At 44.0% G+C, this 22,785-nt stretch carries 19 protein-coding genes; 10 read left to right on the top strand and 9 right to left on the bottom strand.

Going from position 1 to position 22,785, the window contains the following annotated elements; genetic code table 11:
* The 6 genes from R7O12_RS09270 (at position 1) to R7O12_RS09245 (ending at position 6,225) form a co-directional block, all read left to right on the top strand.
* Positions 1–1,053 carry a c-type cytochrome gene (locus R7O12_RS09270; protein ID WP_318104772.1) on the top strand — a complete coding sequence of 351 codons (1,053 nt, stop codon included), beginning with the start codon at positions 1–3 and terminating at the stop codon, positions 1,051–1,053.
* A 301-nt stretch (positions 1,054–1,354) separates the two neighbouring features.
* Positions 1,355–2,686 (top strand): paraquat-inducible protein A, encoded by a 1,332-nt coding sequence (locus tag R7O12_RS09265; RefSeq protein WP_318125770.1) that lies wholly within the window; start codon positions 1,355–1,357, stop codon positions 2,684–2,686.
* Positions 2,679–4,325: an intermembrane transport protein PqiB gene (pqiB, locus tag R7O12_RS09260; protein ID WP_017821656.1), complete on the top strand. Its 1,647-nt coding sequence runs from the start codon at positions 2,679–2,681 to the stop codon at positions 4,323–4,325. The genes R7O12_RS09265 and pqiB overlap by 8 nt, the downstream gene beginning before the upstream one ends.
* Complete coding sequence (locus R7O12_RS09255; RefSeq protein ID WP_017821657.1) at positions 4,325–4,903, top strand: membrane integrity-associated transporter subunit PqiC; 579 nt, start codon at positions 4,325–4,327, stop codon at positions 4,901–4,903. The genes pqiB and R7O12_RS09255 overlap by 1 nt, the downstream gene beginning before the upstream one ends.
* A gap of 102 nt (positions 4,904–5,005) precedes the next feature.
* A complete protein-coding gene (locus R7O12_RS09250) occupies positions 5,006–5,779 on the top strand; it encodes a hypothetical protein (protein WP_031778929.1) in 774 nt (257 codons plus the stop codon).
* A 206-nt stretch (positions 5,780–5,985) separates the two neighbouring features.
* Complete coding sequence (locus R7O12_RS09245) at positions 5,986–6,225, top strand: hypothetical protein (protein ID WP_005376679.1); 240 nt, start codon at positions 5,986–5,988, stop codon at positions 6,223–6,225.
* 60 nt (positions 6,226–6,285) lie between these two features.
* On the opposite strand, the gene R7O12_RS09240 is transcribed toward R7O12_RS09245, so the two are convergent.
* From R7O12_RS09240 to sohB, 8 genes are all read right to left on the bottom strand, one after another.
* Positions 6,286–8,124, bottom strand: a complete 1,839-nt coding sequence (locus R7O12_RS09240) for an extracellular solute-binding protein (RefSeq protein WP_318125769.1) — start codon at positions 8,122–8,124, stop codon at positions 6,286–6,288.
* Positions 8,125–8,623: 499 nt separating this feature from the next.
* The gene (gene pyrF, locus R7O12_RS09235; RefSeq protein WP_017821659.1) at positions 8,624–9,325 is read right to left on the bottom strand and encodes an orotidine-5'-phosphate decarboxylase; all 702 of its coding nucleotides are present in this window, start codon (positions 9,323–9,325) and stop codon (positions 8,624–8,626) included.
* 84 nt (positions 9,326–9,409) lie between these two features.
* Positions 9,410–10,585, bottom strand: a complete 1,176-nt coding sequence (gene lapB, locus R7O12_RS09230; RefSeq protein ID WP_005376665.1) for a lipopolysaccharide assembly protein LapB — start codon at positions 10,583–10,585, stop codon at positions 9,410–9,412.
* Between the two features lie 18 nt (positions 10,586–10,603).
* Complete coding sequence (locus R7O12_RS09225) at positions 10,604–10,900, bottom strand: LapA family protein (protein ID WP_005376663.1); 297 nt, start codon at positions 10,898–10,900, stop codon at positions 10,604–10,606.
* 281 nt (positions 10,901–11,181) lie between these two features.
* Positions 11,182–11,463 (bottom strand): integration host factor subunit beta, encoded by a 282-nt coding sequence (gene ihfB / locus R7O12_RS09220; RefSeq protein ID WP_005385816.1) that lies wholly within the window; start codon positions 11,461–11,463, stop codon positions 11,182–11,184.
* 213 nt (positions 11,464–11,676) lie between these two features.
* Entirely contained in the window at positions 11,677–13,347 is a 1,671-nt protein-coding gene (gene rpsA, locus R7O12_RS09215; RefSeq protein WP_005385817.1) for a 30S ribosomal protein S1, read from the bottom strand.
* 110 nt (positions 13,348–13,457) lie between these two features.
* Positions 13,458–14,138, bottom strand: a complete 681-nt coding sequence (cmk, locus tag R7O12_RS09210; RefSeq protein ID WP_021033981.1) for a (d)CMP kinase — start codon at positions 14,136–14,138, stop codon at positions 13,458–13,460.
* 208 nt (positions 14,139–14,346) lie between these two features.
* Positions 14,347–15,408: a protease SohB gene (gene sohB, locus R7O12_RS09205; protein WP_005385819.1), complete on the bottom strand. Its 1,062-nt coding sequence runs from the start codon at positions 15,406–15,408 to the stop codon at positions 14,347–14,349.
* 254 nt (positions 15,409–15,662) lie between these two features.
* Between sohB and R7O12_RS09200 the strand changes: the two genes are divergently transcribed.
* The 4 genes from R7O12_RS09200 (at position 15,663) to R7O12_RS09185 (ending at position 21,740) form a co-directional block, all read left to right on the top strand.
* Entirely contained in the window at positions 15,663–16,409 is a 747-nt protein-coding gene (locus R7O12_RS09200) for a YciK family oxidoreductase (protein WP_005372980.1), read from the top strand.
* Positions 16,410–16,537: 128 nt separating this feature from the next.
* Positions 16,538–17,230, top strand: a complete 693-nt coding sequence (gene imuA, locus R7O12_RS09195; RefSeq protein WP_053306608.1) for a translesion DNA synthesis-associated protein ImuA — start codon at positions 16,538–16,540, stop codon at positions 17,228–17,230.
* 4 nt (positions 17,231–17,234) lie between these two features.
* Positions 17,235–18,638 carry a Y-family DNA polymerase gene (locus R7O12_RS09190; RefSeq protein ID WP_258483840.1) on the top strand — a complete coding sequence of 468 codons (1,404 nt, stop codon included), beginning with the start codon at positions 17,235–17,237 and terminating at the stop codon, positions 18,636–18,638.
* A gap of 27 nt (positions 18,639–18,665) precedes the next feature.
* Positions 18,666–21,740, top strand: a complete 3,075-nt coding sequence (locus tag R7O12_RS09185; protein ID WP_318125768.1) for an error-prone DNA polymerase — start codon at positions 18,666–18,668, stop codon at positions 21,738–21,740.
* Positions 21,741–21,812: 72 nt separating this feature from the next.
* Here R7O12_RS09185 and R7O12_RS09180 read toward each other — a convergent pair whose 3' ends face one another.
* Complete coding sequence (locus R7O12_RS09180) at positions 21,813–22,766, bottom strand: chemotaxis protein CheV (protein WP_005372976.1); 954 nt, start codon at positions 22,764–22,766, stop codon at positions 21,813–21,815.
* Positions 22,767–22,785: the final 19 nt, after the last annotated feature.

The raw sequence follows: 22,785 nt of genomic DNA, 5'->3' as shown, positions 1-22,785 counted from the left end.
ATGAAACGTTTCTATTCTTTGTTCGCATTGCCTTTCATTTCTACGCTCGTACTAGCTAACGATCCGTTACCGGACCGCCAGAAAGAGCTACCTGCGATAGAAAAAGAAAAGCACGGTGAATACTTAAAACCGCGTGATCTCAGTACAATTCCAAACACCGCATTTGGTGAGCAAGTAAAACGCGGTTACTCGCTCTTTGTTAACTCACAACAAATGCGCGGAAAATACGTTGGCAACGAACAAAACTGTGTGAACTGCCATATGGAGGCAGGACGAAAAGCAAACGCTGCGCCACTGTGGGCAGCTTACATGGCATACCCGGCATATCGTAAGAAAAACGATCGCGTAAACAGCTATGCTGACCGTATCCAGGGTTGTTTCGAGTATTCCATGAACGGTAAAGCGCCCGCTTACGATTCGACAGAAATTGTTGCCCTTAGTGCTTACGCCTACTGGTTAGCAATGGGCGGCTTGCTTGACAAACATGGTATGGCGGATGAACCCATTCCAGAGCTAGACGCAAAAACGTTGCAAATTGGTGGAAAAGCAAGAGACTTCCCGTTGCCCGAAGCCATCGCACAAGCATTACCAATTGAAAAGCGGGGTAACCTCTCTGGGCGTGGCTACCCAAAAATCGCCGCCCCTGAGCAAGAACCATCAATAGAGCGAGGCGCATTGGTCTACGAAAAGAACTGTGAAACTTGCCATCGCGCCGACGGTTCAGGCATCAAAGACACCAACGACTATTCATACATTCCACCACTTTGGGGCGAATATGCGTATAACTGGGGCGCAGGTATGCACCGGATTAACACTGCAGCCTATTTTATTTACGAAAACATGCCGCTTGGGAAAAGTGTGCAGCTGACAGAGCAAGAAGCTTGGGATGTCGCAGCATACGTCAACAGCCATGAGCGTCCACAAGATCCTCGATTCAAAGGCAATGTCACCGCAAACGCGGAGAAATATCACCAGCACCAAGGCTATTACGGCAAAACGCTCAACGGTACGCAAGTCGGGGCCAATGCCTTTAAGAGCGGAACGGTCAAGTAAAGTACAACTAAGCACCTTAAATAAAATGCTCTTTTTCCCTGCTCAGATTATCTGGGCAGGGTTACTTACCCTTAAAAACAAGTAATTACCCCTCCACAGACAAGCAATATCACATTATTTTCGGCTTCCAACATACTCATCTTCGCCGTAAAATCTTGTACCAAACGCGACTTCGTTTATGTCTTAGCTCTCCCATATGCTCTAATGCCAAAAGTAAGAAACTCGTAAACTCCTGAATCAAAACAAGCGTGCCTAGTGAAAAAAGAGTATTCTTAAAGCAAATGAATCTAAAACCTACCCGATGAGTATTCAACCTAATTCCCGTCAGTTAATTTCATGCGAAGAGTGCGGCCTTGTTGTTCGCATTCCCGATATCGAACAGGGGCAAAAAGCACAATGTCCTCGATGTTCGCATTCGCTGACTAAGGTGAATGCCAAGCCTTACCAAAGCGTGATCGCCATATCATCGGCATGTTTGATCATGTTAGTGCTAAGCATTTCTTTCCCTTTTATGTCGTTCAGCGTGCAAGGGTTGTCGCAAGAGATCACCTTGTTGCACGCTGCCAAAATGCTGGCTGAGTTTCAAAATGTGCTTTTGGGTGTGCTGTTACTCGCAACAGTTATCGTTTTACCTGCAATCTATGTTGGCCTCATTCTCTTTCTTCACCTTGAAGCATTAAAAGCACGTAAACATACCCCCTCTAAAAAGCAGCAACGAATGGCAAAAGTTTTATGCCGTCTTCTGTTTCGAGTCGAACCCTGGTTAATGGTGGATGTCTTTTTGATTGGCGTGTTGGTCAGCTTAATTAAAATCGCTTCCCTCGCAGACATAGGAATGGGCACTTCATTCTGGGCGTTTTGTGTATATACCGTTCTGGTAGTCAAATGCATATCAATGGTCGACAAAAGCTGGCTCTGGGGACACTTTATTCCAGCTATCGAGCTCTCTGATGTAAAAGAGGGTGACACGCACCATAACCACAACCATATTGGTTGTCATACGTGTCACCAGCTCAACCCTATTGAAGCTAAAAAACACCAACACTGCATTCGTTGTAAAAGCCCTATTCACAAATACAACCCCGCAGATAATTTACAAAAAGCTTGGGCGCTTTTGTTTGCTTCAGTCATTTTCTATATCCCTGCAAACCTCTACCCTATGATGTACACCGTAAGCCTTGGACATGCAGAAGGTTCAACTATCATGGAGGGGGTAATATTGCTTTGGCATTTAGGTTCTTACCCTATTGCGATGGTAATTTTCTTTGCTAGCGTATTTATTCCAATGGCGAAAATGCTGGCACTCGCGTGGCTGTATTACAATGCGCAAAAAGCGCGATATCTTCCGCACGAAGAGAGTATTTCACGCTTAAAGATCTACCGCATAACTGAGTTTATTGGTCGTTGGTCTATGATCGATATCTTCGTCGTCGCGGTCTTAGTTGCACTGGTTCAACTGCAAAACTTAATGGCGATTTATCCAGGTCCTGCTGCGCTCTCTTTCGCGGCAGTGGTCATTTTTACTATGCTTTCTGCAATGATATTTGACTCACGTTTGTTGTGGCAATTGCCACAAAACGAAGTGCAGGAGCCGATTTCTGACAACTTAAACGAGAAAGCCAAATATGAGTGATGAGAACAACGTAACCGCTCAAATAAAACCGCAAAAGCAGATTTCTGCGATATGGATTGTCCCGATCCTTGCGCTAGCCATGGGAGCGTGGATGCTGTTCCAATATATCAACAGTACAGGCCCACAAATTACTCTCCAACTGCCAACCGCAGATGGGATTGAGGTTGGCAAAACCGAAATCCGAGCATTGAATGTAAAAGTCGGACTGATTACTGAAGTCACTCTCAGTGAAAATTACGATCACATCATCGCTAAGGCACAAATGAACAAGGATGCAGAACGCATGCTGCGAGATGACACCATGTTTTGGGTGGTGAAGCCTCGTATTGGCCGTGATGGCGTTTCAGGTTTAGAGACCTTGCTCTCTGGCGCTTACATCCAACTTCAACCGGGTAAATCTAAGATAGAGAAAGAGCGCTTTACGGTCTTAGATGTTCCCCCAGTGGCCTCTCCTGATGCAGAGGGGTTACGCCTTGTGTTAACACACCGCGAGGCTGGTAAGCTAGGCGTTGGTGACCCCGTCATTTATAAAGGCTTTACGGTTGGTCGTGTAGAGAAAACCAGCTTTGATGTTGACACTCGCAAAGCGTTATACCAACTCTTTATTTTCAAGCCTTATGACAGCTTAGTGCGCACTCGTACCAAGTTCTGGCTGAATTCTGGCGTAGATTTACAGCTCAACGCTGAAGGGTTCGAAGTCAAGTTTGGCTCATTAGAGAGCATGCTAACGGGTGGTGTTACCTTCGATACCGTTCCAGGTCTTGAATCCGGTGAACAGCTCACTGAAAATATGGTCAACTTCCGCTTGTACGATGATATTAAACAACTTCGAGAAGGCATGTACGATGATTATATTGAATTCGTTATGCTTTTTGATGAATCGGTACGAGGACTTAAACGTAAGGCACCTGTCGAATATCGAGGCTTGAGAATTGGTACTGTGATGCGTGTACCAATGCGACTTCCAACCCCAGAAGAGAACTTTTCTGCGAAAAAAATCCCTGTATTGGTACGTATCGAGCTCGGCCGTGTTTATGGCGATTTCCAATCCCAATCTTTACCAATGTTAAAAGATAAATTGAAGAGTGAGTTTGCTAAAGGCCTACGTGGTACTTTAAAAACAGGTAACTTATTAACAGGCGCACTGTATGTTGACGCCGACTTCTATCCAAACGACGAGCCTTACGTACCGAGTAAGTTTGCTGATTTAGATGTTTTCCCAACCATGCGTGGTGGTTTTGCGCAGGTTCAGCGCCAAGTGAACGACTTCCTAAATAAGATTAATAACTTACCAATGGAAGAAACACTAGACTCTCTCAATTCAACGTTAAAAACGTCTGAAAAAACGTTAGCTTCAGCAGAACGCGTGGCGGACAGTATTGATAAACTTTTGAATCAAAAAGAGACGCAAGAGATCCCAACAGATATTCGCCAAAGCTTACAGCAATTACAAAAAACACTCGATGGTTATGGGCCCAACTCAACCATGTACAGCGAAATGGAAGCCACGCTAAAAGAATTAGAAAGCGTGATGACAGAGTTTAAACCCGTACTTAAACAGCTAAACGAAAAGCCAAACTCTCTCGTGTTTGGAGAAGATGAAATCAGTGACCCAATACCAGTTAAAGGCAAAAACTAATGAAACGAGTATTCTTTCTGTCTATCGCGCTATTTGTCGGTCTAACGGGTTGCAGTAGCGCTCCGCAAACTAAAGGAGCTATGTACCTTCTACCTAAGGCGGAACCAGTGACGCTGAGCTCTTCTGATATCGCTCAGCGCCCAACTTTAGTTGTTCGTCCAGTGACATTGGCGAGTTATTTGAATGATAATGGCATTGTTTATCGAACCTCTGAGACCCAAGTTATTCAGGCGAAGCACAATCAATGGGCGCACAGTATTTCTGAGCAAATCACTCAGAGAGTCGTCGCGGAACTACGTCACAAGCAAAGTCATTACTGGCCGACTGAAATGAATAATCTGTTGGATCAAAGCGGTGAAGCCAAACTCCAGCTTACGTTAAATAAATTTAATGGCAGCTACAAAGGTAATATCGAAATTGAGGGGGAATGGTTACTCATTAATGCCGAAGGTAAGGTAGAAAACAGCGCGCCAATACAAATCTCACAGCCGCTTCAAGATGAGGGCTATGAAGCGCTCGTCAACGCTTTATCCATAGGCTTAGAAAGCCTAACCTCAGACATTGCCAAACAACTCTAAGTCAATGTTAATTACAGGGAAGCAAGTTGCTTCCCTTTTTTATGCAGAGTGTAGCGACTTCTACTAAGCTGAAAGCTGACGAAAAGCCGAAAAGGAAATTGGATGAAACCATGTAACCTGCTATCACTCTCCTCACTCATTCTTGTATTACCTACATCAGTAGCGCTCTCAGCCGAGACACAAGAATCTCGTTGGCGAAATAGCATAGAAGTGTACATGCTAGGACTGAATATCCACGGGGATACCAGTATTGGTCGCTTTTCATCAGAGGTGGATGTCGATCCTAAGTTCATCGTAGACCACCTCGATATTGGGGCGATGTTGCGATTCGAGAGTATTTACCAAAGTAAGTGGGGCTACTACATAGATTATAGTTTCATGAACTTAAGTGGTGATGTTAATAATATCAAGGGCGCTCTGCCTAACGCTCGTTATCGTGCGGACATCGAAATACGGCAAGGTGTTCTAGAAGCAAAGGCATTCCAACGCGAACAATATTCATTTGGTAAACTGGATTATATGTTTGGATTACGTTGGTGGGACAATGACATCACCGGCAAGCTGTATCGTAATGACAACCGGGTACTAGAAGATAGACTGTCATTACAAGAAGATTGGGTCGATTTTTTAGTTGGCTTGCGACTCATTGATGAATTGAGCGAAAACTGGCGATTTCATGCCAGCATCGACGCCGGACTTGGCAACGATACTCACTTCACTTATGCCATTCAAACTGGTGTTCGTTATAGCTTTAACGAATGGTCTGATCTCAACTTAGCTTACAAGTCGACCTGGGTCGATTACAAAAATGAAGAGGTATTTGAATATGATACGGCTTCTCAAGGGCTTTTAGTCGGACTTGGCTTTTACTTTTGATTAGGTTGAACCCTAGCCTATATTCAAGCGTTGTAACTTGTACCAACTCTAGGTACACGTCTAGTGCCACGTTACAGATGCTTAAATAAGGCAAATTGATCTTCATCAGACTATAAATTGCTCTTCGGTGCTACTCTCTGTCACAAAATATAAAACCCCACTCTATGACCTCATATAGGTCTTGTTGATAAGGTTCCCGAATAGCAATGTCGATTAACATTTCCGATTTAACCACCGCCCTAAATAAGGTGGAGCATATTCATAAAGTGCAGCTTGAAAACGTACATCAGTTCTTCAAAGCAAACGAAGCTTTCTCGTTGCAAACATTCAGCCAGCTGATATCAAGCGACTCGCTTGATGATCGATTTAAAACCATCGATAAAGCGTTCTCTTTGCTTGGTGATGCAAAAACCTACCTTTTAGAAGCGTCTTACCTTATTAAGTAAAAAAGAAAGCCCCGATAAAATTCATTACCGGGGCTATCATTTTCTATCTAAACTACTGATTTACAATTTGTAACGATCATCAATTACCGTTAATTCTGGGAAGGTTTTACCCTCGTCCATCGCTTCTTCTGTCTCTTCTTTTACTTGGTTATCAATCCAGAAATTACCGATATCCATTGGATGAAGCACCCATTCTGTCGCTTTTGTCATGCCATTTTTAGGAATTTTAACCCAGCGCCAATGAGCAACTCGAGAATAAGGCACCATGTAGCCAGGAACGATGATATTCGCTTTGCTGACATAGTTTTGGATTTGATGCGACAAGTCGTAACGTTTCTCCTGATCAAATTCAGAGTCATACGCTTCAATTAACTTGTCTAGCTCAGGGCTGCTGTAGTTGGTGTGAGCATTCGTTTGTGGTCGATTTGCATTATCCGAGTGTAGGTATTCCCAATACGCAGGGATCTCACCAGAGCCCATATTCAAAAACGCTAGCTGATGCTTTTTCTCAAGAATGTATTTAAACGCAGATGAGCCATCCACCAAGTTTAACGTGAACTCAAGACCAGCAAGTTTCGCTTGCTCTTTCAGGTATGCAATACGCGGTGTCCAAGAGTTGTATCCGTAGGTGATGGCAAAGCTCAAGCGTTGACCCTTGTCGTTAACACGAATACCATCTGCGCCCACTTTGTCAAAGCCCGCTTTTTCGAAGTGTTTAACCGCCGCATCAGCATCAAACTTTGGCGGTGTATTGTTAGGATCATCGTATTCGCCATGACCAAAGCCGAGTCCATGCGGTTTACGTGAATAATCTCCACGCATGATGTTTTCAATCATGCCGTCATAGTCAGTGGCTGCCATAACACCTTTACGCACTTCTAGGTTATCCAACATCGGCATCGCTGTGTTCATCCAAAGACCACCAGCTCCTTGCGGTGCTTCGTTAAAGCCCCAGTACTTTTGGATATAGCCTTTTTTGTACACATCACTATTGGTTTTGTCATGCCAAAAGCTTGGTAGCACCATCTCAAAGTAGTCTAAGTTGCCTTTCTCAAAGTGCTTCATGGCAATATCAGGATCGCGAATCACCTTAATGCGAACCTTTTCAACGTTATAACGGTTTTTATAGTAGCGGTTGTTGTATCCCCACCAATCTTCACCGACATGTTTGAATGTCACGCTCTTACCTTTCTTCACTTGATCAATGTAGTAAGGCGCTGCGGTTGGCTCAGATTTAAAGTTAAACTTTCTGACGAAGTTATCAGGCATGCCATCGTTATTTGCGTCCTTTTCTCCTTCAAAGAAGTGTTCAGGACGAGGCTGAAAACCATTACTTGGCATGTTAATCATAACCATAAGTGAGTCATGACTTTGAGCTACAGCAAGGTTGACTTTGATCATGTAGTCATCAATTTTTTCAACACTCACAATACTGTTTGTGAAGAAGTCGTTATACCACGGATCGATAATGTCTTTTGACGTGTAGTACTTCATCATAAAGACGTAATCATCTGCTGTAATTTTTTCACCATCTGACCACTCGGCCGTTTCGTCGAGTTTAAAGAATACGGTTTTGTTGTCCTCTCCAAATGCCCATGACTTAGCAAGTTGAGGGATCCATTTGCCAGTATTTGGATGACGCTGAGCCAGTTTTGGTGAACCATCCATTAAGTATTGGCGCAAACCTGAGTTCGCATCTGGACCAACACTTCGTAATGTTTGCGGAAAGCTCTGAATGTAAGTGCGATAGGTGCCACCTCGTACCGCCTCTTCAGAGGCAAATAGAGGTTCGTTGTTGTTTGAAATCCATTCGATATCAGCTGGCAATTCTGCCGCACTCAGTTGAAAACTGGCAGCGGTCAGTGTTGCTAGTACTGAAAATGGCAGTTTTTTAGTCATGTTTCTTCCTTGTTGTGTTTGCGCACTAAGGTCGTAACAAGGAAGACAGCGTGTGAAAGCTCACAGAAAGCTGCGATTTAAAATACGCAGATAGGAAATAATAGGAACGTAATATGAAGTGACGTCCTGCCAGCTTCTATATTAATTTCAAAGAGTTTCACTAGGTCATCCTAGACCTTACAACGCAGTGAATGCATCTTCGCCATAGTATTCTTTAGACATTTGTAACGCAAGCCATCAATAACACATGGTTGCATTTTCGAGGCATCACAGTGAGTTATGTTACAAAAGTGTGATCGGCATAGTACCAAGCCCTACTTTACTCAGAATAAACCGCAGAACCTTTATCTCAATTGGCCCCGATATACCAGTTAAAGCGAGTAAATGATCAGACATAGCTGGTTAAAAGGAATGGTTGTTTACCGCGATCAGTATTTTCATTCGATGTAAAAAGTGAGGCACCTTAGCCTCACTTTTCTCCATACAATCGAGACAGTGCTTACATTTTAGATAAGCTCTCATTTATCGACTTCAGCACTTCTGCAGGATTTGACGCTTGAGTGATAGGGCGACCAATCACAAGATAATCTGAACCTGATTGGATAGCGTCTACTGGCGTCATGATACGGCGTTGGTCACCTTGTTCTGAGCCAGCAGGTCGAATACCAGGGGTCACTAATTTAAATTCTTGGCCTAGTTCGCTCTTCAGTAATGAGGACTCTTGCGCTGAACATACGACACCATCTAAGCCTGCGTTTTTGGTCAAGGTTGCTAGACGAATAACTTGCTCCTGAGGCGCAACATTCAAACCAATACCAGCTAAATCACTTTGTTCCATACTGGTTAGTACCGTTACACCGATAAGAAGTGGACGATCTTTACCATATGGCTCAAGAATTTCACGTGATGCCGTCATCATACGCTCACCACCGCTCGCGTGTACGTTCACCATCCATACACCCATTTCAGCCGCAGCGCGAACTGCTTTCGAACAGGTGTTTGGAATATCGTGAAATTTTAAATCTAGGAATACAGAGAAACCACGTTTATGGAGTTCACGTACAAAATCAGGACCAAATAGCGTAAACATCTCCTTGCCAACTTTTAGTCGGCATGACGCAGGATCAATTCTATCTACAAACGCAAGTGCATCTGCTTGGTTATCATAATCCAGTGCGACAATAACTTTTTGGTCGATCATTTCATCTCCTAACTGTTTTGGTTCTTATTAAATAAAAAGTTAAAAAAATGCAGCGGACAGAAACTCTGCCAGCTGCATTAAGAATTATTCACCATCCAATCCGCGGATTGGCTTGATCGTCCCCCATCCTTTACAGGACGGACAATGCCAATAAAGGGAATGGGTAGAAAATCCACACTTCCGGCATCGGTAATGCGGTTTCACTTTTAACTGTTCACCCACCATCGCTTGTAGTGTTGATAGGCTGTCTTTCGCTCGACCATCTTCTGCTTCTGCAATGTGGTAGTCTATTAAACGGTAGAAGCCCTTCATGGTTGGGTTTTTCAGCAATTGTTTCGTCAGTAACTCTTGAGCAGCCCCAACGTTCTCGTGATGAGCAACTAATTGAGCCAACATCAACTCGGCTGATACGCCTGCTTTCTTATCAATGCAAGCTCGCAGAAATTCGACAAGTTCATCTTCCTGACCCAGATGATGATAGCATTCTGCAATAGTTGGCAAGACATCACTGATAAAGTCTTTATCTTGCTCAAGTACCCCTGTCAGATATTTGATGGTGTGCTTATAGTCTTCAGACTCTAGGTAAATTCGTCCCAAAGCAATACTTGCTCGAACACACTTCGGGTCTTCCGCTAACGCTTTTTTAAAATGCTGTATTGCCTTATTAGTATTCCCATCAGCTTGGTCGAGCATGGCTATTTCACACCAAAAATGGGCAATATTTGCACGCATCCTTGAGCGTTTATTACCTAACTTAGCCAATTGGTTCGCGTAATAAATCGCCTTTTCCCATTCTCGTGTTTGCTGATAAATGGTCACTAATTGTTGAAGAGCCGCCTCTTTGTAATCTGGCTCTTCGACTAACTGTTCAAAGATTTTCTCTGCACGATCAAGAAAACCAGAGACCATGTAGTCTTTCGCTAACTGTTGAAGGGCGAGGTTCTTTTGGTCCAGTGTTAAGCCTGAACGAGAAATAAGATTTTGGTGAATTCTGATTGCGCGGTCGACTTCACCACGAGACCGGAACAAGTTACCCAACGCAAGGTGAGTATCGATGGTCTCGTTATCAACTTGGAGCAATTCAATAAAGTGATCGACAGCCTTATCTGATTGGTCAGAGAGCAGCAGATTAAGACCCGTCATATACTGACGAGAGATTTGATGAGATTGCTTCTGCTTGTCTTGCTGAGCGCTGCGATGCCCCATATACCAGCCATACGCAGCAGCTATAGGCAACAACAAGAAGAGTAGTTCAAGCATTAAAGTTAAGCCTTATCCTTATGCCTGTTTTTCAATGGCTGGCTTATCAGCAGCGTTGTTTGATTCAGTTGGTTCGTACTTTTTCAGTTTTTTCTTTAAACGACGGACCTGTAGCTGAGTTTTCAGTTGGATGCTACCAAAGATAACCCACGCTAAAGCAAAGCCAACCACAAATACTACACCTAATAGCGTAGATAAGTGGAACTCTCCTTTTGCTAGAAGATAGTTAAAAGTCACGAGCTCTTGGTTTTGGGAACCTAACGCCAATGCAATTAAAAAGAGAGCTAAAACAGCAACGATTTTTATAATTTTCATGTTACATCACCCTTCTAGGAGTAAGTCGGTAAGATTATGCAGGAAAATGCTTCTTCAGACTACGTATATTAGCAATAATCTATACCCAAGTAACCTCAAGATGCTTAGTTTGTAGACATGCTTAGAAGTTAAAGTTATTTGGGTATAGAAAGCAGCAAGGAAAACGGCTGAATCCACAATTAGATTAGTAAACGATCTTGGATGTATGACTAACTTGGATACATTACAAAAAAGCGGCATACACAAACGTATGCCGCTTTTTTCAAACTAATAAGAGTGCATTAACCAATATTTACACGCTCACGAAGTTCTTTACCAGGTTTGAAATGTGGAACGTATTTACCTTCCAATTCCACTTTATCGCCCGTTTTAGGGTTACGACCTACGCGAGGCTCGCGGTAATGAAGAGAAAAACTACCAAAGCCACGGATCTCGATACGGTCACCGCTCTCTAGTGTAGAGGCCATGTGCTCTAAAATATCTTTTACAGCATCCTCTACCTCTTTCGCTGATAAGTGTGTTTGCTCAGCGCAGAGTCTTTCAATCAGTTCAGACTTAGTCATAGTTGCCCTCTTTGAGTATCTTTATCACTTATTATAGTAAGTAATACTAATTCCAACAAACACTTGCTGACAATTCTAGACAAATTTTATGCAAAATGCGCAATGAAGAAATGCCTTTTATTAAGATAGTTTACTGTCATTAGTATTACTACTTAAATATGACCAAATATAAAAAAGGAGCCTTGCGGCTCCTTTTTTGCTTAAGCGAGTATATTATTCGCCTTTAGCAGCTTTGAAAGCGTCAGCCATTGCGTTACCGAATGCATTGTCATCTTGCTTGTTGATAGATGCCATTGCTTCTTGCTCGTCAGCTTCGTCTTTAGCTTTGATAGATAGGTTGATTACGCGGTTCTTACGGTCTACACCTGTGAACTTCGCTTCAACAACATCACCAGCGCTTAGGATTAGAGAAGCATCTTCTACGCGATCGCGTGATACTTCAGAAGCACGGATGTAACCTTCAACGCCTTCTGCGATTTCAACAGTAGCGCCTTTAGCGTCAACAGCAGTTACAGTAGCGTTAACTAGAACACCTTTCTTGTTGTCAGCAACGTAAGCATTGAATGGGTCATTTTCCATTTGCTTGATGCCTAGAGAGATGCGCTCACGCTCAGCGTCTACTGCTAGAACAACTGCAGAGATCTCGTCGCCTTTCTTGTACTCACGTACAGCTTCTTCGCCAGCAACATTCCAAGAAATGTCAGATAGGTGAACTAGACCGTCGATGCCGCCTTCTAGACCGATGAAGATACCGAAGTCAGTGATAGACTTGATCTTACCAGTAACTTTGTCGCCTTTAGCTTGTGCTTCAGCGAATGACTGCCATGGGTTAGCTTTACACTGTTTCAGACCTAGAGAGATACGACGACGTTCTTCGTCGATTTCAAGAACCATAACCTCAACTTCGTCGCCAACATTAACAACTTTAGAAGGGTGGATGTTCTTGTTAGTCCAATCCATTTCTGAAACGTGAACTAGACCTTCAACGCCTTCTTCGATTTCAACGAAGCAGCCGTAGTCAGTTAGGTTAGTTACGCGACCAGTTAGTTTGTGACCTTCTGGGTAACGCTTAGCGATTGCTACCCATGGATCTTCGCCTAGTTGCTTAAGACCTAGTGATACGCGAGTACGCTCACGGTCGAACTTAAGAACTTTAACTTGGATCTCGTCACCAACGTTAACGATTTCAGATGGGTGCTTAACGCGCTTCCAAGCCATATCAGTGATATGTAGAAGACCGTCAACGCCACCTAGGTCAACGAACGCACCGTAGTCAGTAAGGTTCTTAACGATACCTTTAACTTCAGAACCTTCTTGTAGAGTTTCTAGAAGCTCGTCACGCTCAACGCTGTTCTCTGATTCGATAACTGCACGACGTGAAACAACTACGTTGTTACGTTTTTGGTCAAGTTTGATAACTTTGAACTCTAGCTCTTTGTTTTCTAGGTGAGCAGTGTCGCGGATTGGACGTACGTCTACTAGAGAGCCAGGAAGGAAAGCACGGATACCGTTTAGTTCAACAGTGAAACCGCCTTTAACTTTACCGTTGATGATACCAACAACAGTTTCAGCTTCTTCGTAAGCTTTCTCAAGTACGATCCAAGCTTCGTGACGCTTAGCTTTCTCACGAGAAAGTTGAGTTTCACCGAAACCATCTTCAACAGCGTCTAGAGCTACGTCTACTTCAGCGCCAACTTCAACTTCAAGTTCGCCAGCAGCGTTCTTGAACTGTTCAGCAGGGATAGCAGATTCAGACTTAAGACCAGCGTCAACAAGAACGAAACCGTTCTCGATAGCTACTACAGTACCTTTAACGATGCTGCCTTGTTGGAATTCTGTTTCGTTTAGAAACTCTTCAAAGAGTTGAGCAAAAGATTCAGTCATTTAATTAATCTTCAATAAATTAAACTTCCACGGGTATCCTACCGCATGGGGTTATTAAATTCGCCAGTCATCATCCTTGCGACCAACGCTCTTAGCCTAGTCGAGTATTATTACTCAGCTAGCTTCGATTCGATATATTGTAGTGCCTTTTCTACTACTTCGTCGATAGTCATCGACGTAGAATCTAGCACAAGCGCATCCTCAGCAGGGCGTAATGGCGCCACTGGGCGGTTACGATCTCGGTCGTCACGCTCTTGGATCTCGCTTAAAAGGTCAGCAAATCTAACATCTAACCCTTTCTCTTGCAACTGTTTAAGGCGTCGATTTGCACGCTCTTCAGCACTCGCATCAAGGAAGATTTTTGCTTGCGCACTCGGGAATACAATTGTGCCCATATCACGACCATCAGCAACCAGACCCGGAGCGGTCTCAAATGCACGCTGACGACGTAGTAATGCTTCACGAACACGTGGCAAAGCCGCAACTTTAGATGCTGCCATACCCGTTTCTTCTTTACGAAGCTCCCCTGACACGTCTTCGCCTTCTAGAATGACCTTAACTAAGTCACCTTCCGCGATAAATTGAACGTCTAGGTGGGTTGCTAGTGGGACAAGAGCATCTTCTGACTCGGTGTCGACACCGTGGTGAATCGCAGCGAGTGCAAGTACACGATAAATTGCGCCAGAATCTAAGAGTTGGAAACCCAACTTTTTCGCCAGCAACATACATAAAGTGCCTTTACCTGCACCACTAGGTCCATCTACGGTTACAACCGGAGTTTGAGAGGACATGTTCTTCTCCACCAATAGTTTCTTTTCAGCAATTTGCTCGGTTTTCGAGGCGCACATTATACGGGTAATCAGTCTTTGGAGCGAGGAAAAATGTCGTGTAAAGCATTACACCTAATGCGTAATTGGATTCATCAATAAACATAAAGTTCAACAAAAACGGCGAGAGCTTCCGCCCTCGCCGTTTTAAATGTCATGAACTTAAGCTCGATTAAACAATCGGCTTTTGACCACGCTCAGCTAACTTTAAAATCACACTATCAGCGACTTTACCCGCCACACCTGCTAGCTTGTCGGCCAGTTTTTTCTTTTGTACATAATGCACAGAAAGTACAGTTTTATCTTTGCATGCCGCAACAACGATATCATCAGATGTACTAATGTCATCCACCAAACCAAGCTCTTTCGCTTGTGTACCGAACCAGTGCTCACCAGTGGCTACTTTGTCTAGGTCCAAACTAGGGCGACGCTCACGAATGAAGTCTTTAAACAAGACATGTGTTTCTTCAAGTTCTTGCTTAAACTTATCGCGCGCTTTATCGGTATTCTCACCGAACATCGTTAGCGTGCGTTTATATTCACCCGCTGTTAGTTGTTCGTACTCAATGTCATGTTTCTTCAACAGTTTGTTGAAGTTAGGAATTTGTGCGATAACGCCAATAGACCCCACAATTGCAAATGGTGCAGAAACAATCTTATCTGCTACACATGCCATCATGTAACCGCCACTTGCCGCAACTTTGTCAACAGAGATGGTCAGAGGAAGACCCGCAGCTTTGATTCGGTCCAGTTGAGAAGAGGCAAGGCCGTAACCATGAACCATACCACCGCCAGACTCTAAGCGAAGTAACACTTCATCACCTTCACGTGCGACAGCCAAAATAGCGGTGATTTCTTCACGTAGAGACGCGACTTCTTTTGCGTCTATGCTACCGTTGAAATCAAGAACAAATAGGTGTGGTTCACGCTTGCTATCTAATGAACCGTCTTTGCTCGCTTGTTTGATTTCTTTCTCGCGAGATTTGTTCTTCTCTTTTTCTTCTTTCTTGACGGCTTTATCTCGAGCCTTGATGAAAGCATCGTCATGCAAATGATGCTCTAACTGCTCAACAGATTGTTTGTGTTGCTCTGAAAGGTTGGTAATCTCTAACTCCCCTTTCGCCGCACCCGATTTGCCACCAGCCGATTTTGCAATAATGAGCAGAACAATTATCGCAGCAACCACCGTGATAATTTTGGCCAGAAACAGACCATAATCTAATAAAAATTCCAACGAGAGCTCCTTTATCTCATTTCAGATGACGTTAGTATGTTACGCAGAAACATCAGCGAGAAGGCAGCGCGGTTTGTAACCACTTGTTCTGATTGATAGCATACCTAACGAAAGTTCTGGAATTGGTATAACACATGAATTGGTGTATTGTAACCATCTTGTCACGATTACCAAGATTTTCCATTGAGAAACAGGCGTTTTTTAGCGTCAATTAACTATCATGGACCCTCTTACAATAATAAGGATTTATCGCCGTGAACTACTCCGTTTCAGCTGATGCTCTAAAAGGTAAAGTCATTCTTGTTACTGGCGCTGGTAATGGCATCGGCCGTCAAGCCGCGCTTTCTTATGCCGAGCACGGTGCAACTGTTATTCTCTTGGGTAGAAATGTGCAAAACCTTGAATCTATCTATGATGAGATTGAAGCTGCTGGCTATCCACAAGCTGCTATCATTCCATTGGATCTCAAGGGTGCAACTCAGCAGAATTACATTGATATGGCAGAGACAATCGAAGGACAGTTTGGTCGCTTGGATGGTCTATTACACAACGCAGGTGTCTTGAGTTCGCTGTGTCCATTTGATCAAATCAAAGAGGAAGACTTCGACGATATCATGCAGATCAACGTGAAAGCCGAAGTGCTAATGACTCAAGCACTACTGCCTGTGATGCGTAAATCAGAAGCTGGGCGTATTATCTTTACCTCTTCAACCGTCGGCCACTCTGGCCGCGCATTCTGGGGGCCATACGCTATCTCTAAATTTGCCGTAGAAGGCATGATGCAAGTTTTAGCTGACGAGCTGAGTGATACACCGATCCGCGTTAACGCAATTAACCCTGGTGCCACTCGTACTCGCATGCGTGAAAAAGCATATCCGGGTGAAGATGCGAATACTCTCAAAACGCCACTGGATATCATGCCGCTATATTTGCACTTAATGGATCCTGCGGTTACCGATGTGAACGGTCAGTGCATCGACGCTCAACCGAAGCGTAAATAACTCATTCAGGTTACCTCACATAATCGATTGAAAAGGCAGCAAACGCTGCCTTTTTCATTTCTCTCTTCATAAAAATCTTGCGACTTTCTCCCACAGAAATATACTGTATGTATATACAGGTACTTATTATGCAAGATATTATTCAGAACTTAAAAAGCCAACACCTTGTTTGGCAAGCAAATTTAACGAAAGCAGATCCTCAGCAGTTGCAGACTAGTTCCGGTTTTTCTGAATTAGATGATTTGCTCGGCGGAGGCTTTCCACCTCATGGCGTAGTGGAGATGGAATCTATTGGTAGTATTGGTGAATTGCGTTTGCTCGCTCCTTATTTAAAAGCCACCCAGACCAATGGTGTGACTGCATTTATTCAACCTCCCGCGTTAGTGAATTCTCTGTTCTTACACTACATCGGTTTGGATATAAACCAAGTGTGGGTTGTTACTCCAACTCACCCCAAAGATGCTCTTTGGGCTGCAGAGCAATGTCTGAAAAGTGGGGTATGCAGTAATGTTTTGTTATGGCAAGAAGAGCTTGAAATACATCAAGTGAAACGCTTACAGGTAGCGAGTGAACAAGGTACTTGCCCTCTCTTTATGCTTAAAACAGATACTATCAACCGCTTGTCTTTGCCTGTGTCACTCAGTTTAAAACTGAAAGGCGACGAGCAAGGGATTCATGTTGAAGTGCTGAAAAGGAAAGGAGGCTGGAATAGAGGTAGCGTTAGTATCGGATTCCAACACCATTACCCGCAACTGGTGAAACCATCATCTGAAACTGTGCACTCGACTGTGGTCAATTTCCCACTGGCGAACCAAGGTTAGTGATATGGCTCTGTGGATTTACTTGCACTTCCCTCGCCTGCAGCTAGACGCACTCTTTGGTGATAACCAAGAACAACCCGTGGTGATTGTCGAAAGCCAACGTTGCCAGATTATTCAATACAACGAGATTGCCGAACAACAAGGCACTAAGCCAGGTATGGGCCTAGGCAGTGCTGCGTCCTTGTGTCGAGATTTACAAGTGCATCCTTATCATCCGCACACCGAATGGAGCAAGTTACAAGAAATTGCTCAATGGCTGTATTTGATCACATCTGACGTTGTGTTGATGCCAAACCAAGGTATTTTGCTGCGTGCTACTCCAATGCTCGCTCTGTATGAAGGGTTTGAAAACTATTGGAACAAAGTCAGAGCTCACTTATCGGAGCTGAAACTGAGTTTTCAATTCGGATGTGGTTTTTCGCCTTTTGCTGCCAAATTGATGGCATTATCAGGAGCGAACGTCATCAGCGAAGACAAATCTGCCATACAAAAAGCCTTATCACCAATACCGTTAACACTGACAGATTTATCAAACGCTACCGTAGAGAAGTTACAACGTGTAGGTGTCACCACATTGCAAAACCTGCTTGAACTGCCATTGCAAGACATCGCACGACGCTTTGATATCGATTTGGTGAACTATGTTGGTCGACTGACTGGGCAGTTTAAACACCCTGTCGACTTTTATCACCCTACCGAATCCTTCCAAGTTTATTTAGAGCTGTTGTTTGAGATCGAAAACGTTCAGTGGATTGAAAAGCCGTTGGCCAAATTACTTCGTCAACTCGAAATCTTTCTTAAATTAAGAGATAAGGTCGCTTTTGAACTGTGTTTAACACTCCACCAGCGTGAGAAACAAGAGCAACACCTTCAACTCACTTCTGCGCAAGGTGATTACCTATGTCAGCGTTGGCAACAGTTAGCGAGTTTGAGCTTAGAGTCACTCTCGCTTAATGGCCCAGTCACAGGGCTAACGTTAAAAGTCATCCGTCAAGGTGAGCCTCTTAGTGCATCACGCGATCTCTTTGCTGGGCAGAAAGGAAACATGAATGCTTTAGAGCTGCTCTCTTTACTGCAAGCTAAATTGGGAAAAAGTGCCGTTTTAAAACCCAATATTGCTTGCGATCCTAGACCAGAAAAGGCCAGTCAGTATCGCCCTGCTGATGCTCCGGATGAAAAGGGGCACGCCATACCATCCATACTACGCCCAGCAATGCAATTACCGACTCCCATTGTATTGCAAGAGCAAGTTTCTTTGGTCCACGGACCTGAGCGAATAGTTTCTGGGTGGTGGGATGGTGATGAGATCATGCGTGATTACTACATTGCACACACCAAGCAAGGCCGCTGGTTATGGATATTTCGCGATCAGCACAAGCACTGGTTTCTTCATGGCTATTTTTGTTAAATCGACAGTTATTTTTGTTGGGTCATTATGAGTTACGCGGAACTATTTTGTCAGTCTAACTTCTCTTTTTTGACTGGGGCTTCTCATGCAGAAGAGCTGGTACTCCAAGCTGCTTTCTATCGCTATCAAGCTCTAGCTATAACGGATGAATGTTCAGTCGCGGGCGTTGTCAAAGCCCATGCGACCATCGAACAACATAAACTCGATATCAAACAAATCGTTGGAAGTATGTTTTGGTTAAATGATGAATGCCAAATCGTACTGCTTTGCCCTTGTCGCAAGGCTTATGCCGAGTTGTGTCGTATCATCACAAACGCAAGGAGACGCAGTGAAAAAGGCAACTATCAACTGTTCGAATGGGATTTGATGTCGGTTCGACATTGTTTGGTATTGTGGCTGCCCACACATCAAGAGAGTGATCACTATTGGGGGCGCTGGCTCAATCAACACCACGCTAATCGTTTGTGGGTAGCGATTCAGCGCCATTTGAGTAACAACGATACTGAGTACATTGCGCACTGCGAGCAGTTAGCACATGAATTTCAATTACCTATAACTGCCTGCGGAGGCGTTCTCATGCATGATGTTGAACGCTTGCCATTACAGCATGTACTTACTGCTATAAAGCATGGGTGTAGCGTCGATAAACTCGGTTTTGATCGTATTTCGAATACAGAGCGAGCGCTTCGTCCTTTTAAAAAGTTGATTCGGATTTACAAACCAGAATGGCTGGAAGAAAGCACTTACATCGCCGATTTATGCGAGTTTAAGCTCTCAGATTTAAAATACGAATATCCTACCGAGCTGATCCCAGATGGTTATACACCCGACTCTTACTTACGTATGTTGGTCGAGCGCGGTAAAAAGCTGCGTTTTCCTGAAGGCGTGCCAGCAGAAGTCAATCAAACCATCGAGAATGAACTGGCGCTTATTCAAGAGCTGAAATACCACTACTACTTCCTTACTATTCACGACATCGTAATGTTCGCGAAACAGCAAGGCATTCTTTACCAAGGGCGAGGTTCCGCTGCAAACTCTGTGGTGTGTTATTGCCTGGAAATTACCGCCGTCGATCCTCGACAAATCGCTGTCTTATTCGAACGATTTATCAGTAAAGAACGTAAGGAACCGCCGGATATTGATGTGGACTTTGAACACGATCGCCGTGAAGAAGTTATCCAGTATATTTACAAAAAATATGGCCGTGAGCGTGCAGCACTTGCTGCAACAGTGATCAGCTATCGCTTTAAAAGTGCCGTGCGTGAAGTCGGTAAAGCACTAGGGATTGAAGAGACCCAATTAGATTTTTTCATTAAGAACGTTAATCGCCGAGATCGCAGCCAAGGCTGGCAAGCTCAAATTATTGAACTGGGCTTACAACCAGAATCTCTCAAAGGGCAGCAGTTCATCCAATTGGTCAACGAGATCATTGGCTTCCCACGCCATTTATCTCAGCACGTAGGTGGATTTGTAATTTCATCTGGCCCTTTATATGAGTTAGTACCTGTTGAAAATGCCTCGATGGAAGATCGCACTATCATTCAATGGGATAAAGACGATTTAGAAAGCTTGAAGCTACTAAAAGTCGATGTACTCGCACTCGGCATGTTAAACGCCATCAAAAAGTGCTTTCAACTGGTCGAGAAACATCACCAGCGATCCCTCTCGATTTCCGAGATCACTCGCCGACAAGATGATCCACACGTGTACCGCATGATCCAAAAAGCCGACACGATAGGCGTATTCCAAATTGAATCTCGTGCACAAATGAGCATGCTTCCTCGCCTAAAGCCTGCTTGTTATTACGACTTAGTGATTCAAATTGCAATTGTTCGTCCAGGCCCTATTCAGGGTGATATGGTGCATCCTTTTTTAAAACGGCGTGATCACAAAGAGCCTGTCAGTTATCCATCGGAAGAAGTAAAAAGCGTTCTTGAGCGGACTATGGGCGTCCCTATTTTCCAAGAGCAAGTCATCAAGCTAGCCATGGTAGCCGCAGGGTTTAGCGGCGGCGAGGCCGATCAACTCCGTCGAGCGATGGCATCATGGAAAAAGAATGGCGATCTCGCTAAATTCAGACCAAAACTGATCAATGGTATGCAAGAGAGAGGCTATGACTTAGCGTTTGCTGAGCGAATTTTCGATCAGATTTGCGGCTTTGGTGAGTACGGCTTCCCTGAAAGTCATTCAGCGTCTTTCGCAGTGCTGGCATATTGTTCTGCATGGTTAAAATATTATTACCCAGCCGAATTTTACACTGCATTATTGAACAGCCAACCAATGGGATTTTATAGCCCATCGCAATTAGTACAAGATGCTCGCCGGCATGGCGTTGAAGTATTGCCGGTGTGCGTCAATCATTCAAAATATCAGCATCATCTCGTCTCACGTCCGAATGGCAGGCTCGGCGTGCAACTTGGTTTTCGCTTGGTGAAAGGCTTTAACGCAGAAAGCGCACAAAGGCTTATTGAGCGCAAACCACTTAATGGTTACCGAACGATTCAAGAAGTAAAGCAGATATTAAGAAGCCGAAGTGACATTGAATTATTGGCTTCAGCCAATGCATTTCAGGCCTTGTCGGGAAATCGTTATAACGCTCGCTGGGCAGCAATGGATTCCTTATCTGACCTACCATTGTTTCACAAGGTCGAAGAACCCAATGTTAGCTACCAGACTCAACCCTCTGAATATGAAAATTTAATTGAGGATTACGCAAGCACGGGACTATCTCTTAGCCGCCATCCAATTAAATTATTAGAAGAAACGGGCAAACTCCCTCACTTTACCCGCATGAGGCAACTGACAGAGAAACCGCATAAGTCACTGGTCACAGTGGTAGGTGTGGTAACAGGAAGACAATCTCCAGGCACCGCCGCTGGCGTGACATTTTTTACGTTAGAAGATGATACGGGCAACATTAATGTGGTCGTTTGGCAAGCGACAGCACGAGCCCAAAAGCAAGCGTATTTAGGCGCTAAAGTATTAATGGTGAAAGGCATTCTTGAAAAAGAGGGAGAAGTCACACACGTTATTGCTGGCAAGTTGATGGATTGCACGCACTACTTGAACAATCTACAAAGTAAATCTCGGGATTTCCATTAGTACAGAGGAATTAAGGAGAGAAATGTTAAAAATCAGAGAGAGGTGCGCTCCCTCTGATTTCACTAGATCTAATCATGCACTTTTAGAAAGCATCTGGCGTAATCGGTCTTGAGCAACTTCAACCAGCAGATCCGGTTGGAATTTAGATATAAAGCGATCACAGCCTACTTTTTGTACCATGGCTTCATTAAAACTACCGCTCAGAGAAGTGTTCAATGTGATAAACAACTTAGACATACGTGGATCTTGGCGCACTTCATGGGTCAGTTTATAACCGTCCATTTCAGGCATTTCAGCATCCGTAATCATCATCAACAGCTCTTTTTCTACATCTTTACCTTCATCACACCAACGTTTTAAAACCGTTAACGCTTCTAGCCCGTCACGGCACTCGATGATATTCATACCCAATTGAGAAAGCGTATCGCGAACTTGATTACGAGCTGTAGAGGAATCATCCACAATCAGAACATTACGCCCGACCATTGCTTGGGCCAATTCTTGATCGAGAATGTCCTCCGAGATAGTCACGTCGTAATGTACGATCTCTGCTAAAACTTTTTCAACGTCAATAATTTCGACAATTTGAGAGGCATCCCCCTCTTTGATTTGCGTGATAGCCGTGAGGTAATTCGAGCGACCAGACGTGGAAGGAGGCGGCTGAATTTCAGTCCATGCCGTATTAATAATGTTTTTAACCGGACCGACTAAGAAGCCCTGCACCGTGCGGTTGTACTCTGTCACGATCAAATTTTCTTCTTCCGCTTCACCACGTAAAGCAGGAAAACCAATTGCGCCTCGTAAATCAATCACTGGTACCGCTTCACCTCGTAGAGAAGCAACCCCACGAATATTGTAGTGCGATCCAGGGAGCTTGGTTAACGGTGGAAGCTTGATGACCTCTTTCACTTTGAACACATTAATCGCAAATAATTGGCGACTATTTAAAGTGAACAGCAGAAGCTCTAGTCGATTTTCACCAACCAAGTTTGTACGCTGGTCAACCGTATTTAACACTCCGGACATACTACTACCTAAATTATGG

Source organism: Vibrio sp. Vb1574 (genome assembly GCF_033338675.1).
Note: the sequence above shows the minus strand (reverse complement) of the source record. Positions and strands in the feature narration are given on the sequence as shown.